This is a genomic window from Pauljensenia sp. C0170B4 (assembly GCF_056590235.1).
Genome location: NZ_JBWPVS010000002.1, coordinates 43,406 through 57,668, shown reverse-complemented (window position 1 = coordinate 57,668; position 14,263 = coordinate 43,406). Strand labels below are relative to the sequence as shown.

The 14,263-nt window shown below is 59.5% G+C and carries 14 protein-coding genes; all 14 read right to left on the bottom strand.

Going from position 1 to position 14,263, the window contains the following annotated elements; genetic code table 11:
* Positions 1 to 2 precede the first annotated feature (2 nt).
* Positions 3 to 269: a DNA-directed RNA polymerase subunit omega gene (gene rpoZ, locus AC1EJ1_RS02755; protein ID WP_285014029.1), complete on the bottom strand. Its 267-nt coding sequence runs from the start codon at positions 267 to 269 to the stop codon at positions 3 to 5.
* Between the two features lie 43 nt (positions 270 to 312).
* Positions 313 to 885 (bottom strand): guanylate kinase, encoded by a 573-nt coding sequence (gene gmk / locus AC1EJ1_RS02750; RefSeq protein WP_480295302.1) that lies wholly within the window; start codon positions 883 to 885, stop codon positions 313 to 315.
* 9 nt (positions 886 to 894) lie between these two features.
* Positions 895 to 1,206 carry an integration host factor, actinobacterial type gene (gene mihF, locus AC1EJ1_RS02745; protein WP_058236788.1) on the bottom strand — a complete coding sequence of 104 codons (312 nt, stop codon included), beginning with the start codon at positions 1,204 to 1,206 and terminating at the stop codon, positions 895 to 897.
* 101 nt (positions 1,207 to 1,307) lie between these two features.
* Positions 1,308 to 2,156 (bottom strand): orotidine-5'-phosphate decarboxylase, encoded by an 849-nt coding sequence (gene pyrF, locus AC1EJ1_RS02740; protein WP_285014027.1) that lies wholly within the window; start codon positions 2,154 to 2,156, stop codon positions 1,308 to 1,310.
* Complete coding sequence (gene carB, locus AC1EJ1_RS02735; protein ID WP_285014026.1) at positions 2,153 to 5,467, bottom strand: carbamoyl-phosphate synthase large subunit; 3,315 nt, start codon at positions 5,465 to 5,467, stop codon at positions 2,153 to 2,155. The genes pyrF and carB overlap by 4 nt, the downstream gene beginning before the upstream one ends.
* The gene (gene carA, locus AC1EJ1_RS02730) at positions 5,451 to 6,653 is read right to left on the bottom strand and encodes a glutamine-hydrolyzing carbamoyl-phosphate synthase small subunit (protein WP_070727314.1); all 1,203 of its coding nucleotides are present in this window, start codon (positions 6,651 to 6,653) and stop codon (positions 5,451 to 5,453) included. Before carA ends, carB begins: the two co-directional genes overlap by 17 nt.
* Positions 6,650 to 7,972 carry a dihydroorotase gene (locus AC1EJ1_RS02725; RefSeq protein ID WP_285014025.1) on the bottom strand — a complete coding sequence of 441 codons (1,323 nt, stop codon included), beginning with the start codon at positions 7,970 to 7,972 and terminating at the stop codon, positions 6,650 to 6,652. The genes carA and AC1EJ1_RS02725 overlap by 4 nt, the downstream gene beginning before the upstream one ends.
* The gene (locus AC1EJ1_RS02720) at positions 7,965 to 8,957 is read right to left on the bottom strand and encodes an aspartate carbamoyltransferase catalytic subunit (protein WP_058236793.1); all 993 of its coding nucleotides are present in this window, start codon (positions 8,955 to 8,957) and stop codon (positions 7,965 to 7,967) included. Before AC1EJ1_RS02720 ends, AC1EJ1_RS02725 begins: the two co-directional genes overlap by 8 nt.
* On the bottom strand, positions 8,957 to 9,529 hold the full coding sequence (pyrR, locus tag AC1EJ1_RS02715) for a bifunctional pyr operon transcriptional regulator/uracil phosphoribosyltransferase PyrR (protein WP_285014024.1): 573 nt from the start codon (positions 9,527 to 9,529) through the stop codon (positions 8,957 to 8,959). The genes AC1EJ1_RS02720 and pyrR overlap by 1 nt, the downstream gene beginning before the upstream one ends.
* Before the next feature lie 153 nt (positions 9,530 to 9,682).
* Positions 9,683 to 10,306: a transcription antitermination factor NusB gene (gene nusB / locus AC1EJ1_RS02710; protein WP_285014023.1), complete on the bottom strand. Its 624-nt coding sequence runs from the start codon at positions 10,304 to 10,306 to the stop codon at positions 9,683 to 9,685.
* A gap of 2 nt (positions 10,307 to 10,308) precedes the next feature.
* Positions 10,309 to 10,872 carry an elongation factor P gene (efp, locus tag AC1EJ1_RS02705; protein WP_058236796.1) on the bottom strand — a complete coding sequence of 188 codons (564 nt, stop codon included), beginning with the start codon at positions 10,870 to 10,872 and terminating at the stop codon, positions 10,309 to 10,311.
* Between the two features lie 42 nt (positions 10,873 to 10,914).
* Entirely contained in the window at positions 10,915 to 11,448 is a 534-nt protein-coding gene (locus tag AC1EJ1_RS02700; protein ID WP_058236797.1) for a shikimate kinase, read from the bottom strand.
* Positions 11,438 to 13,036, bottom strand: coding sequence for a 3-dehydroquinate synthase (aroB, locus tag AC1EJ1_RS02695; protein ID WP_285014022.1), 1,599 nt, complete (start codon positions 13,034 to 13,036; stop codon positions 11,438 to 11,440). Before aroB ends, AC1EJ1_RS02700 begins: the two co-directional genes overlap by 11 nt.
* Positions 13,033 to 14,244 (bottom strand): chorismate synthase, encoded by a 1,212-nt coding sequence (gene aroC / locus AC1EJ1_RS02690; protein ID WP_285014021.1) that lies wholly within the window; start codon positions 14,242 to 14,244, stop codon positions 13,033 to 13,035. Before aroC ends, aroB begins: the two co-directional genes overlap by 4 nt.
* Between the last annotated feature and the right edge of the window lie 19 nt (positions 14,245 to 14,263).

Here is a 14,263-nt window from a genome sequence, read left to right as displayed (position 1 = left end):
GGTCAGGCCTCAGGCGCAGATTCGAGCGTCAGCTTGCCTTCGTTGATTTCGCGTAGTGCGATTGACAGCGGTTTATCGTCGGGGTCACTTTCCACTACGGGTCCGACGAACTGCACCATGTTCTGCTCGAGTTGGAGCTGGTAGGTGTTGATCTGCCGGGCGCGCTTTGCCGCGAAGACCACCAGCGCATACTTGGAGTCGACGCGGTTCAGAAGGTCGTCGATCGGCGGGTTGGTGATGCCTTCAGGCTGGGCAACAATTCCGGACATGGGACCTCTTCTCATGTAAATCTGGCTAATTAGCTTGTCCAGTCTACTCCAGCCCCATCAAGACGGCTAGGTCCGTCACGGCCTGGTCAAGGTCGTCATTGATCACAATTGCGTCGAATTCGTGAGCTGCGTCAAGTTCGGCTCGCGCGGTGGTCAGGCGCCGCTCCTGCTCCTCGAGCGTTTCGGTGCCGCGTTCAGTGAGGCGTCGTTTCAGTTCATCCCACGAGGGAGGCGCCAGGAAGATGAAATGCGCTTGAGGCATGGAAGCACGAACCTGTCGTGCGCCTGCCACGTCAATTTCGAGCAGAACGCTCTTTCCTTCTGACAGCCATTGTTCAACCGGCTTGCGAGGAGTGCCATATCGATGTGCGCCGTGTACCAATGCCCATTCGAGCATCTGTCCGTCATTGACCAGGCGATCGAATTCGTCGTCGCTCACAAAGAAGTAGTGCGTGCCATTGATTTCACCTGGGCGCGGTGCACGGGTGGTGGCTGATACGGACAGTGCGATCTCGGGATGGCGGCTCAGGAGGGCGTGCACAACGGTTCCCTTACCGACCGCCGTCGGCCCAACCAGAACAGTAAGATGGGGCTCATGAAGTTTCATGAGCCCCATCTTGCCACGTCATCCGAATTTCTTGAGTAATTCTTCCCGTTGAACAGGTCCGAGACCTCGCACACGTCGCGTGGGCGCAATACCGATGTCTGCCATCAACTTTGCAGCGGTATTGGTTCCGACGCGCGGAAGAGACTCCAGTAGGGACGTCACCTTCATCTTTGCGACTGCCTCATCAGACTCAGCCAAGTCAAAAACTTCACTCAATGTCATGGATCGAGACTTCAGCGCAGTTTTAATTTCAGCACGCCTGCGCCTCGCCTGCGTGGCTTTCTCCAGTGCAGCTGATCGCTGTTCCGGAGTGAGTTTAGGTAGTGCCACGCCGCTCACCTCCCTTAATTGTGACATGTGTTACTCACACTCTAAGTATGGCCCCAAAGCGCCACTTACGAGGGAATTCGAGGCGTGTCATCAACTCCGTGTCACTGGAACCTCAAAGAGTCACACACCTCCTTCACGGCACCAACCAAACGGTCTTTTTCCGGACCGCAGCGTAAGATCTGCCTGGACGAAGACGCCAGCACTCGATCGACAGCACGTCCAAAAACATCTCTGACCTGTTCCGATCCGGCACCCTGCGCGCCAACTCCTGGAGACAGGATTGGACCTGTGAAATCCTCAATGTTGATGTGCAGGTCGGTTAACGCCGACTGAATCGTTGCTCCAATCACCAAACCAAACGGACCAATGTGTTGGAAATCACATTTCGTGTTGAGGGTGTTGACCTCGCTGATGATAAGCCCTGCAACGCTGTGAGCATTGTCCACCGTCGCATGCTGAATGCCGTGACCATCGGGATTCGATGTCAGGGCCAGTGTGAACACACCATGTCCGGATTGTTGTGCCTGCTCGTAGGCAGGTGCCAGCGCTCCGACACCCAGATACGGACTGACGGTCAGTGCATCGCCGGCAAGCGGTGACCCCTCCCCCAGATATGCTGCCGCATACGCATCCATCGTGGATCCGATGTCACCACGCTTCGCATCCACAATGCATACCGCATCCGTGTCGCCGCAGCGGGCGATCACTTCTTCCAGGACAGCTACGCCGGCAGAGCCGTACTGCTCGAACAGTGCACTTTGGGGTTTAAAGGCAGCAACATGATCGCCCAGGGCATCAACAACCCGCATCGAAAATTCGCGCACACCCTGCGCGCTGCGTTCCAGCCCCCACTGATCAAGCAGCGCCGGATGGGGATCAATGCCCACACACAGCGGGCCTCGCTGGCGCATCAGATCCCACAGACGATCACCAAAACCTGGTGTGCTCATTTGTCTTCACCGCTCTCGTTTCCATGCGCACGCAACTCATCCCATCGCTGAAGTGAACACACGTCATATGTGCCACCCAAGCGCACGTCGATTGCCTGAACAGCGGCACTGAATGCCTGCAGCGTCGTGATGATCGTGCGGTTGTTTGCGGTTGCCCCTGCTCGAATCATGAAGCCATCCTGGCGATGCGCCGAACGCTGGGGCGTGTTCACCACCATGTCGACAAATCCGTCACGAATCAGGTCAATAATGGTCGGTTCCCCGTCGGGGCCAGGACCGTCAGACCCCTTGCGCACAATGTGCGCATCCACGCCGTTGCGACTCAGAACTGAGGCAGTGCCTTCCGTTGCCAAGATGTGGAAACCCAATTCAGCCAGACGCACGACCGGCAGAATCATGGCACGCTTATCACCGTCAGCAACCGAAATAAACACTGTGCCATCCGTTGGCAACTCGCCGTACGCGCCAGTCTGAGACTTGGCGTAGGCTGCCGGGAAACGCCAGTCAATTCCCATCACTTCACCGGTCGACCGCATCTCCGGACCCAGAATTGTGTCCACTACCCCGCCGTCAGCGCGGCGGAATCGTGAGAACGGCAATACCGCTTCCTTCACGGCAATGGGAGCATTCATATTGATGATCCGAGAGTCAACAGCGGGCAGGACACCCTCGTCGACGAGCTGCCGGATCGATGCGCCGACCTGGATGCGGGCTGCCGCCTGCGCCAGCGGAACGCCTGTCGCCTTCGATGCAAACGGCACCGTACGCGAGGCACGCGGGTTGGCCTCGATCACGTACAGAACGTTCGACATGAGCGCGAACTGGACGTTGATCAGGCCGCGCACTCCGATCTGGCTGGCGAGTGCTTCCGTCGAAGCTGTAATGCGGGCAACTTCCCGCTCCGACAGTGACATGGGTGGCAGCACACACGCCGAATCGCCCGAGTGGACGCCCGCTTCCTCGATGTGTTCCATCACTGCGCCCATGAACAACTCGGTGCCGTCGTAGAGCGCATCAACGTCAATTTCAATGGCGTCGTCAAGGAACCGATCGATCAGGAGCGGACCTGAGGTGAACAGCTCGTCAATGTCGGGGCGGTCGAGGTAGGCGCGCAGGGCGTCCGCATCGTTAATGACCGCCATTCCGCGCCCGCCAAGCACGAACGAGGGGCGCACCAGGACCGGGTATCCAACCGCCTGCGCCACACCCAAAGCCTGCGCCGGCGTGTGCGCAATATCGTGGGCAGGTGCGGGCAGCTCCACCTCGCTGAGAATATGACCAAAGGCTTCGCGATCCTCCGCCAGCGCAATCGACGAGGGCGTAGTTCCCAGAATCGGCACACCTGCCGCTTCCAAGTCGGAGGCCAGTGACAGTGGCGTTTGTCCACCCAGCTGGACCAACACACCCTTAACGGGACCAGCCTCGCATTCTGCCCGGTAGATTTCAATGACGTCTTCCAGGGTCAGCGGCTCGAAATAGAGACGATCTGAGATGTCATAATCGGTCGACACAGTCTCTGGGTTGCAGTTGACCATAATCGTGTCGTAGGTATCCTGCAGTGCGAATGCTGCGTGCACACACGAGTAATCGAACTCAAGACCCTGACCAATTCGGTTCGGCCCAGCACCCAGAATCATCACTGCTTCGCGACTGCGTGGAGTAACTTCCGTTTCCTCATCGTAAGAGGAGTAATGGTACGGGGTGCGTGCCGCGAATTCGGCTGCGCACGTGTCGACTGTCTTGAACACCGGGTGGATGTTGAAGGCGTGGCGAACCTGGCGCACAGTATCTTCGGTCAGGCTACGCAATACCGCGATCTGTCGATCCGAAAAGCCGTGCCGCTTGGCCGCGGTGAGCACGTCCGGAGTCAGCGCCGGCGCGTTCCTGACGCTGCGGGCGACCTCGTTGATCAGCATGATCTGGTCGATGAACCACGGGTCAATGCCGGTTGCTTCGCATACCTGTTCCAGGGTTGCACCCCCGCGCAGAGCTTGTTGGACCTGAACGAATCGGTGTTCGGTCGGGGTGGCGATGCGGGTGAGCAGGTCCTCGACATCCGCCGGTGTCGGATCGGCGCCGTCCCAGTGGAACTGCACGCCCGTCTTGTCGAGGGACCGTAGCGCCTTATTGAGGGCTTCGGTGAAGTTGCGCCCAATCGCCATTGCTTCGCCCACGGCCTTCATGGATGTCGTCAGCGTCTCATCGGCTTCAGGGAACTTCTCGAAAGTGAATCGTGGAACCTTCACCACCACGTAGTCCAACGTCGGTTCAAACGAGGCCGGCGTGGAGCCTGTAATGTCGTTGCGAATCTCATCGAGGGTGAAGCCAGTGGCCAAACGTGCCGCGATCTTCGCGATCGGGAAACCGGTTGCCTTGGAGGCCAGAGCTGAAGAGCGTGAGACGCGCGGATTCATCTCGATGACGATGATGCGCCCGCTCTGCGGGTGCACAGCGAACTGAATGTTGCAGCCACCCGTATCCACGCCGACTTCACGGATCACGGCGATCGCAATATCGCGCAGCCGCTGGAGTTCACGGTCGGTCAGGGTCAGAGCCGGAGCAACCGTGATCGAATCGCCGGTATGCACGCCCACAGGGTCAACATTTTCAATCGAACAGACAACCACCACGTTATCGGCGGCGTCGCGCATCAGTTCCAGCTCGTATTCTTTCCATCCCAGGATGGACTCTTCCAGCAGAACTTCGGTGGTCATGGACGCTTCGAGGCCTGCGCCAGCGATGCGGTCAAGGTCGTCGGGTGTGAACGCAATACCCGAACCCAGACCGCCCATGGTGAACGAGGGACGCACTACCAGCGGATAGCCGAGCTCTTCGGCAGCAGCATGGCAATCTTCCAGCGTGTGCGCAATGGATGAGCGTGCAACTTCAGCTCCGCAGCGCGCCACGATTTCCTTGAACGTCTCACGGTTTTCACCAGCCTGGATCGCCTCGATGGAGGCGCCGATCAGTTCAACGCCGTAATGCTCGAGTACGCCTCTTTCTGCCAGTTCAACGGCGAGGTTGAGGGCGGTCTGGCCACCCAGGGTGGGCAGTAACGCATCGGGTCGTTCCTTTTCAATGATGGAGGTGACCACTTCGCAGGTCAACGGTTCCACATATGTCGCATCCGCCATCGCCGGATCGGTCATGATGGTTGCGGGGTTCGAGTTAACGAGAATGACCCGCAGGCCCTCTTCTTTCAGGACACGGCAGGCCTGCGTCCCGGAGTAGTCAAATTCGCATGCCTGACCGATGACGATCGGGCCTGAACCAATGACGAGGACGGATTTCAGATCAGTGCGCTGAGGCATCGGAAGCATCCTCCTTATCGTGGCTCAGCATGGAAAGAAACTGGTCGAAGAGGTGTTCCCCATCGTGGGGACCGGCCGCCGCCTCGGGGTGGAACTGGACGGAGAATGCTGGAATGTCGAGGGCGCGTAAGCCTTCCACCACTCGATCATTGAGGTCAATGTGGCTGACCTCAACTCGTCCGTACCGTCCCTTGTCGAAGGGAGCAACTACCGGCTCACCGACTGGCACGTCCACGGCGAAACCGTGGTTGTGGGAGGTAATCTCCACTCGTCCGCTGCGCTCATCGCGCACTGGCTGGTTGACCCCCCGGTGACCAAATTCCAGCTTGTAAGTGCCAAATCCCAGAGCTCGGCCGAAAAGCTGATGGCCAAAGCAGATGCCAAAGAAGGGAATCCCCTGGTCCAAGATGGCGCGGAGCACACCAATCTGGTGCTCGGCGGTTGAGGGGTCACCCGGACCGTTGGAGAAGAATACGCCGTCAGGTTCGAGTTCGAGGATCTCACCGGCGGTGATGTCCTGGGGCACGACGTAGACGTCAACACCCCGTGCCGCGAGCTGCTCGGGTGTACGTGATTTGATGCCCAGATCCACTGCCACGACGCGTTTGTGATTGTCGGCTCCGTCTTCTGCTGCCGGCACCACGTACGTGTGCGACGTTGACACCGCCTGTGAAAGCGATGAACCGGCCATGTGAGGCTGGTCCTGCACGATGCGTACCAGTGACTCACACACATACTCGCTCATGTACTCGGCACCTGCAGGCAGCGCGGTGCCGGAGAAGATCCCCCCGCGCATCGCACCGTGAGAGCGGATGTGGCGTGTAATGGCTCGCGTGTCGACATCTGCGATTCCGACGATGTCCTGGCGGATCAGTTCTTCTTCCAACTCTCCTGAGGCACGCCAGTTGGACGCGCGACGGGCCGGGTCACGCACCACGAATCCGGCGACCCAGATCTGTGAGGATTCGGAGTCCTCCGAATTGACGCCGGTATTGCCGATATGTGGGCTGGTCATGACGACAATCTGCTGATGATAGGACGGATCCGTCAATGTTTCCTGGTACCCCGTCATTGACGTGGCGAAGACGACTTCACCCAATGTGCGGCCACGCGCTCCCCACGCACGTCCACGGAAAATGCGCCCATCTTCGAGGACGAGCAAGGCCAGATCATCGTGTGTGGTCATTGTGCGGTCCCTTCTGCCGCCAAAGCACCATCACGGACGGTGACCTTCCCGTTGAAGATCGTATGAATGATCCGACCTGTGACATCCATTCCGTCATACGGCGTGTTGACGGAGCGTGAATGCAAGTCAGAGCGGTTGACGCGCACACGCACGGTCGGATCGACCAGCGTAATATTCGCGGGGTTACCCACGGTGAGAGACAGCCCCTGATGGTCAACCAAGCCGATGCGCGCCGGGGTGCGTGACAGGACGCGGGCCACGTCGTGCCAGTCCATCAGTCCGGGCTTCACCATCGTTTCGATAATGATGGGCAGCGCCGTTTCCAGTCCAAGCATGCCGAATGCGCCGGCTTGCCATTCGCAGTCTTTTTCTTCCATGTTGTGCGGCGCATGATCCGTTGCGACGATGTCAATCGTGCCGTCGGCCAGGCCTTCACGCACCGCGTCCACATCTTCTCGTGAGCGCAGCGGCGGGTTGACTTTATAGATCGGATCGTAGGTGGCAGCCAGGTCCTCCGTCAGGAACAGGTGGTGCGGGGTCGCTTCGGCTGTCACATTGACACCCATGCGCTTACCCCAGCGGATCAGTTCCACCGATCCTTTGGTCGACACGTGACACACATGCAGGCGAGATCCCACGTGCTGAGCCAGCAGAATATCGCGCGCAATCACGGACTCTTCTGCCACTGCAGGCCAGCCGGTCATGCCCAGCTCACCGGACAGTTCTGACTCATTCATCTGGGAGCCCTCGGTCAGTCCAGGATCCTGCGCGTGCTGGGCGACTACTCCCCCAAAGGACTTGACGTATTCGAGAGCGCGGCGCATGAGCACCGGGTCCGACACGCACTTGCCGTCATCTGAAAAGACACGAGCCTGAGCGCGCGAGTTCGCCATCGCGCCCAGTGCGGCCATGTGTTTGCCTTCAAGACCTTTCGTGACGGCGCCGACGGGGCGTACCTCGGTCAATCCGATTTCCTGGCCCATCCACCAGATCTGTTCAACTGCCGATGCTGTGTCGGCTACGGGTAACGTGTTCGCCATGGCGTGCACGCAGGTGAAGCCGCCTGCCGCCGCAGCGCGGGAGGCTGATTCGACGGTTTCGGCGTCTTGTTTGCCTGGCTGACGCAGGTGCGTGTGGAGGTCTACCAGTCCGGGCAGTGCAATGAGCCCGTCTGCATCCAGCGTGTGTGCATGGGCGCCATCGACGCGAGCCTGGTCGCCCTCGGCAATGATGACTCCGTCTTCGATGAGCAGGTCGGTCTGACCGTCTCCTTCGATGTTGAGTCCGGTGATGAGCAGTTGAGTGGGGTGATCAGTCACGGTGGGTTCCTTCCGGGGCAAGCAGCATGTACAGAGCCGCCATACGGACGCTCACGCCATTGGCAACTTGTTCAACAACAACGGATCGCGGCGAATCGGCCGCTTCTGCGCAGATTTCGAGGCCGCGGTTCATGGGGCCGGGGTGCATGATGATGCAGTGGTCGCTCAGACGCGCATAGCGGTGCACGTCCAGGCCGTAGGCATCGTGATATTCACCCGGTGACGGGAAGAATCCTCCACCGGCACCGCTCATGCGTTCACGCTGGACGCGCAACATCATGAGCGCATCGGGAGCCTCGTCGATCGCATGATCAAGATCGTAGTCAATGTCGCAGGCCCACTGCTCCACACCCATCGGCAGCAATGTGGGCGGTGCCACCAGGGTCACGTGCGCACCCAGCAGGCTCAGCAGGTCAACGTTGGAACGCGCCACACGCGAATGCAGAACATCGCCCACGATTGTCACGCGTGCGCCCGCCAGATCCGTGCCCGCAGGAACAGGGTTGACGGACGGGTCGCTCACGTCACGCTTGAAGTGGCGACGCAGCGTCATCGCATCGAGCAGCGCCTGGGTGGGATGCTGGTGAGTGCCATCGCCTGCGTTGATGACGGGCAGGTCGATCCAGCCCGCGTGAGCGAGGCGGTGAGCTGCGCCCGATGAGGGGTGCCGGATCACGACGGCATCTGCGCCCATTGCCTGCAGCGTCAAGGCCGTATCTTTGAGGGTTTCACCTTTGGCGACCGATGATCCTTTGGACTGGAAGGTGATGACATCGGCGGACAGGCGTTTCGCAGCCGTCTCAAACGACCAGCGTGTGCGCGTGGAGTCTTCGAAGAACAGGTCAACGACGGTGCGTCCCAACAGTGTCGGCAATTTCTTGACTCGCTGGGACTGCGTGGCCGCCATTGCTTCGGCAGTGTCGAGGATGTCGATGGCATCTTCGCGGGTCAGGTCGCGAATACTGAGCAGGTGCGAGAAAGTCATCAGTTGTGTCCTCCCAGAATGACGGCGTCTTTCCCATCGGCTTCAGTCAGGAGAATCTTGACTGTTTCCTCACGCGAGGTCGGCAGGTTCTTGCCGACAAAGTCGGGGCGGATTGGCAGCTCACGGTGTCCGCGATCGACGAGGATGGCCAGTTGTACAGAATCTGCACGTCCCAGTGATCCAAGGGCATCCAGCGCCGCTTTGATCGTGCGTCCGGTATACAGCACGTCATCGACGAGGACAACCACGCGCGCATCGATCCCGCCGGCAGGGATACTGCTCGGGTGGGGTGTGCGGATGGGATGACGATGGAGGTCATCGCGGAACATGGTGGTGTCAATGATCGCCAGATCGGCTTGCTCGCCAGAGACTTCCTTGATCCGTTCAATGAGGCGGCGGGCGAGGTATTCACCGCGTGTAGGAATTCCCGCAATGACAAGGCCACGTGCACCCTTGTTGCGTTCGATGATCTCGTAGGCGATTCGGGTCAGGGAACGAGCGATGTCATCACCTCCCAGGACTTCTTTGCCCCGGGCATCTCGCTCGGTTGATTGTGGATATGACTGGCCCACAGTGGACCTCCCTTCCCCGCCTCACAGGACGGACCTTAAAGGTTGATCGTTCCGGTTTTTAGAGTAGCGCACTCGCGCGTCTGTCGGCGGGCGCGCCGAGGTGACATTACATACGTGAAGGCCGCTTCCGTTTAGTGGAAGCGGCCTCCAGGCTCAGTAGTCCGACAAGAGCTCGTCAAGCTCATCCATATTCATATTTTCAACATCCGCAAGGCTTGGATGCTGCTTTTCAACATCAGCAAAGCTCGGATTCTGCGTGTCAGCTTCGCTGCCGCTGTCCGGGGCAGGCTCGTCAAGACGTGCAGGCTCGTCCATCACACGCTCACGCGTCCACGATGGCGTCTCGAGGCCACGCCGAATCGCATCGAGCACGGCATTGACAAAAGCAGGCGAATCATCAGTCGAAATGGACTTCACGATCGACACCGCCTCGTCAATGACAACCAGCGGAGGAACGTCGTCCTCGTTCACAAGCAGTTCCCACACTGCAACGCGCAGCACGGCCAGGTCAACGGCCGGCATCCGATCCAGACCGTGCACTTTTGCGTGTTGACGCAGCAATGTATCGATGTCGTGCAGGCGCTCTGCCACGCCCTCGATAATCTGCAGAGAGTATTCCGGCAGCGGTGTCTGCGCTGCGGTAACGACACGCCGCTCACGCAGAAGGTCGCGCAGAACTTCCGGGTTGCGACCCATACCGCGTTGGTCGGCCTCGTAAATGACGTCGGCTGCGCGCTTGCGGGCCTTGGTGCGGGCAGTGAAAGCGAAAGCGGACACGGTCAGTCAGTGACTCGTCCGGAGTATGTGCCGGTGCGGGTGTCAACCTTGATGCGGCTTCCTTCCTCCATGTACAGAGGAACCTGGATTTCATAGCCGGTTTCGAGCGTCGCTGGCTTGGTGCCTGCCGAGGAGCGGTCACCCTGAAGGCCGGGCTCGGTGTGCGTAATAGTCAGTGTCACAGTTGCCGGCAGGTCAATGAAGAGAACCTGGCCGTCGTGCTGGGAGACGATGACATCCTGGTTCTCCACCATGTAGTTCACGGCGTCGCCCACAGTTTCGCGCGGCACCATGATCTGCTCGTAGGTTTCCTGATCCATGAAGACGTAGTCATCGCCATCTTGGTACAGGTAGGTCATGTCGCGGCGATCCACAGTGGCTGTTTCGATCTTGACGCCTGCGTTGAACGTCTTGTCGACGGTCTTGCCGGACATCACGTTGCGGATCTTCGTGCGAACGAATGCAGGGCCTTTACCGGGCTTGACGTGCTGGAATTCGACAACCTGCCACAGCTGGCCGTCAATCACCATCACCAGGCCGTTCTTCAGATCATTTGTAGTAGCCACGTGCATTCCTTCACTCTCGACAAAACCTAATCGCCCGCTATCTTACAACGATTGAGCAATATTCCTCACCACGTCAGCGGGACTGACCCCAACCGTGTTCACACTCACGTCAACCAGTGGCGCATATGATTCCCGCAGTTCTTTCATCATCTGCGTCATCATCGCGCGCGGAGCGCCCAGGGCGACTGACCGAGGGGCGCCCATATTCTCTCGGCGTGCGATCTCTGCAGGGGTGGCAGCCAGCTCCACTACGGTTGTGCCGTTGCTGCGTGCTTTGAGCAGTGCGGCACGCACCCCTTCATCTGTCGGCAACGATGCGCTGAGGGTGACGATCTGACCACGTGCCTGGCCGTCTGGGCTGAGCAGACGAAGAGCTGTGCGCCGCTGCGCGTCTTCCAGGCGCGGATCGCGGCTCACAATCAGCTGGTGGATGGACAAATCCAGGTCACGTGAGACCACGTCGTCTGTCTCCATGAGACGCAATCCCAGACGGTCAGCCAAGAGCCGTCCCACCGTCGTCTTACCCGATCCTGTCACTCCAATAAGGACGACACTCGGTCCACTCTCAGTCAGCATGAATGCCTACCTTGCTCGCTGGAATGCGCAGCTGCTCAGGATCAACCACCTGCACAACCGGATGGCCACTACCGTCCAAAAGGACGAACCTGAGTTCGCCGTTGCGCACTTTCTTATCCAGCTTCATGATCTGGACAAGGTCGTCGAGGCGCGCACCGCTGTAGGACACAGGCAAGTCAAACGCGCTGAACAGGTCGCGGTGAAGCTGGACATCCTCGTCAGTGAGCATGCCGCGGGCGTGGGCGAGTTCGGCGGCAAAGATGCAGCCGACGGCCACAGCGTCACCATGTCGCCACGTGAAGTTTTCCTGCCGCTCAATGGCATGCGCGAGGGTGTGGCCATAGTTAAGAATTTCGCGCATACCGGATTCCTTGAGGTCGGAACTGACAACACGCACCTTGACGGCAACGGAACGCTCCACCAGTTCTCGCAGGTTGAGTCCGTGCGGATCGATCAGCACAGCAGTGTCTTCGATGTGGTCACGAATCAGGTCAATGATCGCGCGGTCTGCGATGAAACCGCACTTGATGACCTCGCCCATCGCTGAGCGCATCTGCTGGCTCGGCAGCGTGTCCAGCAGCGCGACGTCCTCGATCACAACGCGCGGCGTGTGAAATGATCCCACGAGGTTCTTGCCGGCCGGCGTATTGATACCGGTCTTGCCTCCCACCGCTGCATCGACCATGCCCAGGAGCGTCGTCGGGATCTGGATCACGTCCACTCCGCGCAGCCAGGTGGCGGCGATGAACCCTGCCAGGTCAGTGGTTGCTCCCCCGCCAATCCCAATCACGGTGTCTCGTCTGCCAATGTGAGCTTCAGCTGCTGCCTGCCATCCAGCTTCCGCGACCGCAAAGGTTTTTCCGCTTTCGCCATCTGGATGTTCCATGACGGCCACCTCAACACCGTGGCGCGTCAGGTTGTCAGCGATCTGGTTGACGTACTCGGCCACTGCCGGTGGGTGCACGATGAGGGTGCGTGACCCGGCGGGAACGTAGTGGGTCAACACCTGTGGCACAAGCGAGTGTCCGATCAGGACGTCATAGGGAGCGGGTCCGTCCACTGTCAGTGTCGTCACGTCACTGAACGTCATCACGATGTCCTCCACAACACGCTCCACTGGACCTGAATCCGAGGTCACACGTATGGTCGCCACTTCATCGTAGTAGCCTGCGCGTTCACTGCGTAGTCTGCGTAAAGCAGCATCGGCATCACCTGCCAGGAGCGGACGATGATTCTTGCCCGAGGTCCGGCGCACCAGTTCATCGTGGTCCGCGTCGATAAAAACAACGGTCTGACCTTTCAGCAGTTGCCGCACCTGAGGCGAGGTCACAGCTCCCCCGCCCAGTGAGATCACCGAACGGTGGTTCAAGACCAATTCGATCGCCTGACGTTCATATTCACGGAAAGCTGCTTCGCCCTCGTCCCTGAAGATATCAGTGACGGGACGACCCTGGGTGCGCACAACAATCTCATCAGTATCTTCGCACGGCACTCCGAGGCGTTCAGACAACAGCCGTGCGACGCGGGTCTTGCCTGCCCCCGGCAGTCCGACCAGGAAAATCGGCAGATGTGCGGGGATCGCGCTCATGCGCGCGCCTCGATAGCGGCCATGTAGGCTCGCAGATTGCGCTTGCATTCTTCCAGTGAATTCCCGCCCGCATGTGATTGAAGCGCCCGAGCCATGACGAGGGCGACCATCGCCTGCGCGATGACTGCTCCGGGGACAACCTGACACGTGTCGGAGCGCTGATGCAGTGCCTGAGCATCCTCACCGGTTGCCATATCCACGGTTCGCAACGCGTGCGGCACCGTGGAAATCGGTTTGAAGCCTGCGCGCACAATAATCGGCTGCCCGTTGCTGGTCCCGCCCTCAATGCCGCCCGCATGGTTGGAAGTTCGGGTCAGGTGGCCGTCGTCGGCATGAACTATTTCATCATGTGCGGTTGACCCAGGCATGCGTGCCTGCAGGAAGCCGTCACCGATTTCGACGGCCTTGACGGACTGGATGGACATGAGCGCACCGGCAAGCTGGGTATCCAGGCGTTGGTCAGCACTGACATGCGTGCCGATTCCGATCGGAACGTTGTAGGCGATGACTTCAGCAATACCACCGATCGTGTCACCGTTGCCTTGAGCCTTATCAATCGCCTCCGTGAATTTCTGTTCAGCCTGCGGATCCAGGGTGCGTACGGGCGACTCATCAAGGGCCTGGGTTTCGCGCGGAGTCGGAAGCGTGGTGGAGCCAACATAGCGGTCTCCGACAGCAACGACGTGGCTGACCAGTTCAATTCCGGCAACTTGGCGCAAATATTCCTCGGCAATAGCTCCCAAAGCGACCCGAGCGGCAGTTTCGCGCGCAGAAGCGCGCTCGAGGATATTCCGGGCATCCTCGTGGCCGTACGACAGCATTCCTGGCAGATCAGCGTGTCCTGGACGAGGCCGAGTCAGGCGTTTATTGCGGGCAACTTCGCGCTCATCGCCGGTTCCGGCATTGACGAGCAATGCGTCGGGATCCACCGGATCCGCACTCATGACGGTTTCCCACTTGGGCCATTCTGTGTTCTCGATGGTCACGGCGATCGGAGATCCGAGGGTGGTGCCGTGACGAATACCGGACAGAATGTGCACGACGTCTTGTTCGAAGCGTTGACGTGCGCCTCGTCCGTATCCAAGGCGGCGGCGAGCCAATGCCTGCGTGATGGTCTGCGTCGTGCATGTGATGCCGGCGGGTAGTCCATCCAGGGTCGCGACAAGAGCCGGGCCATGTGATTCTCCAGCGGTGATCCATCTGAGCATGCTCCGAGTGTGTCACATT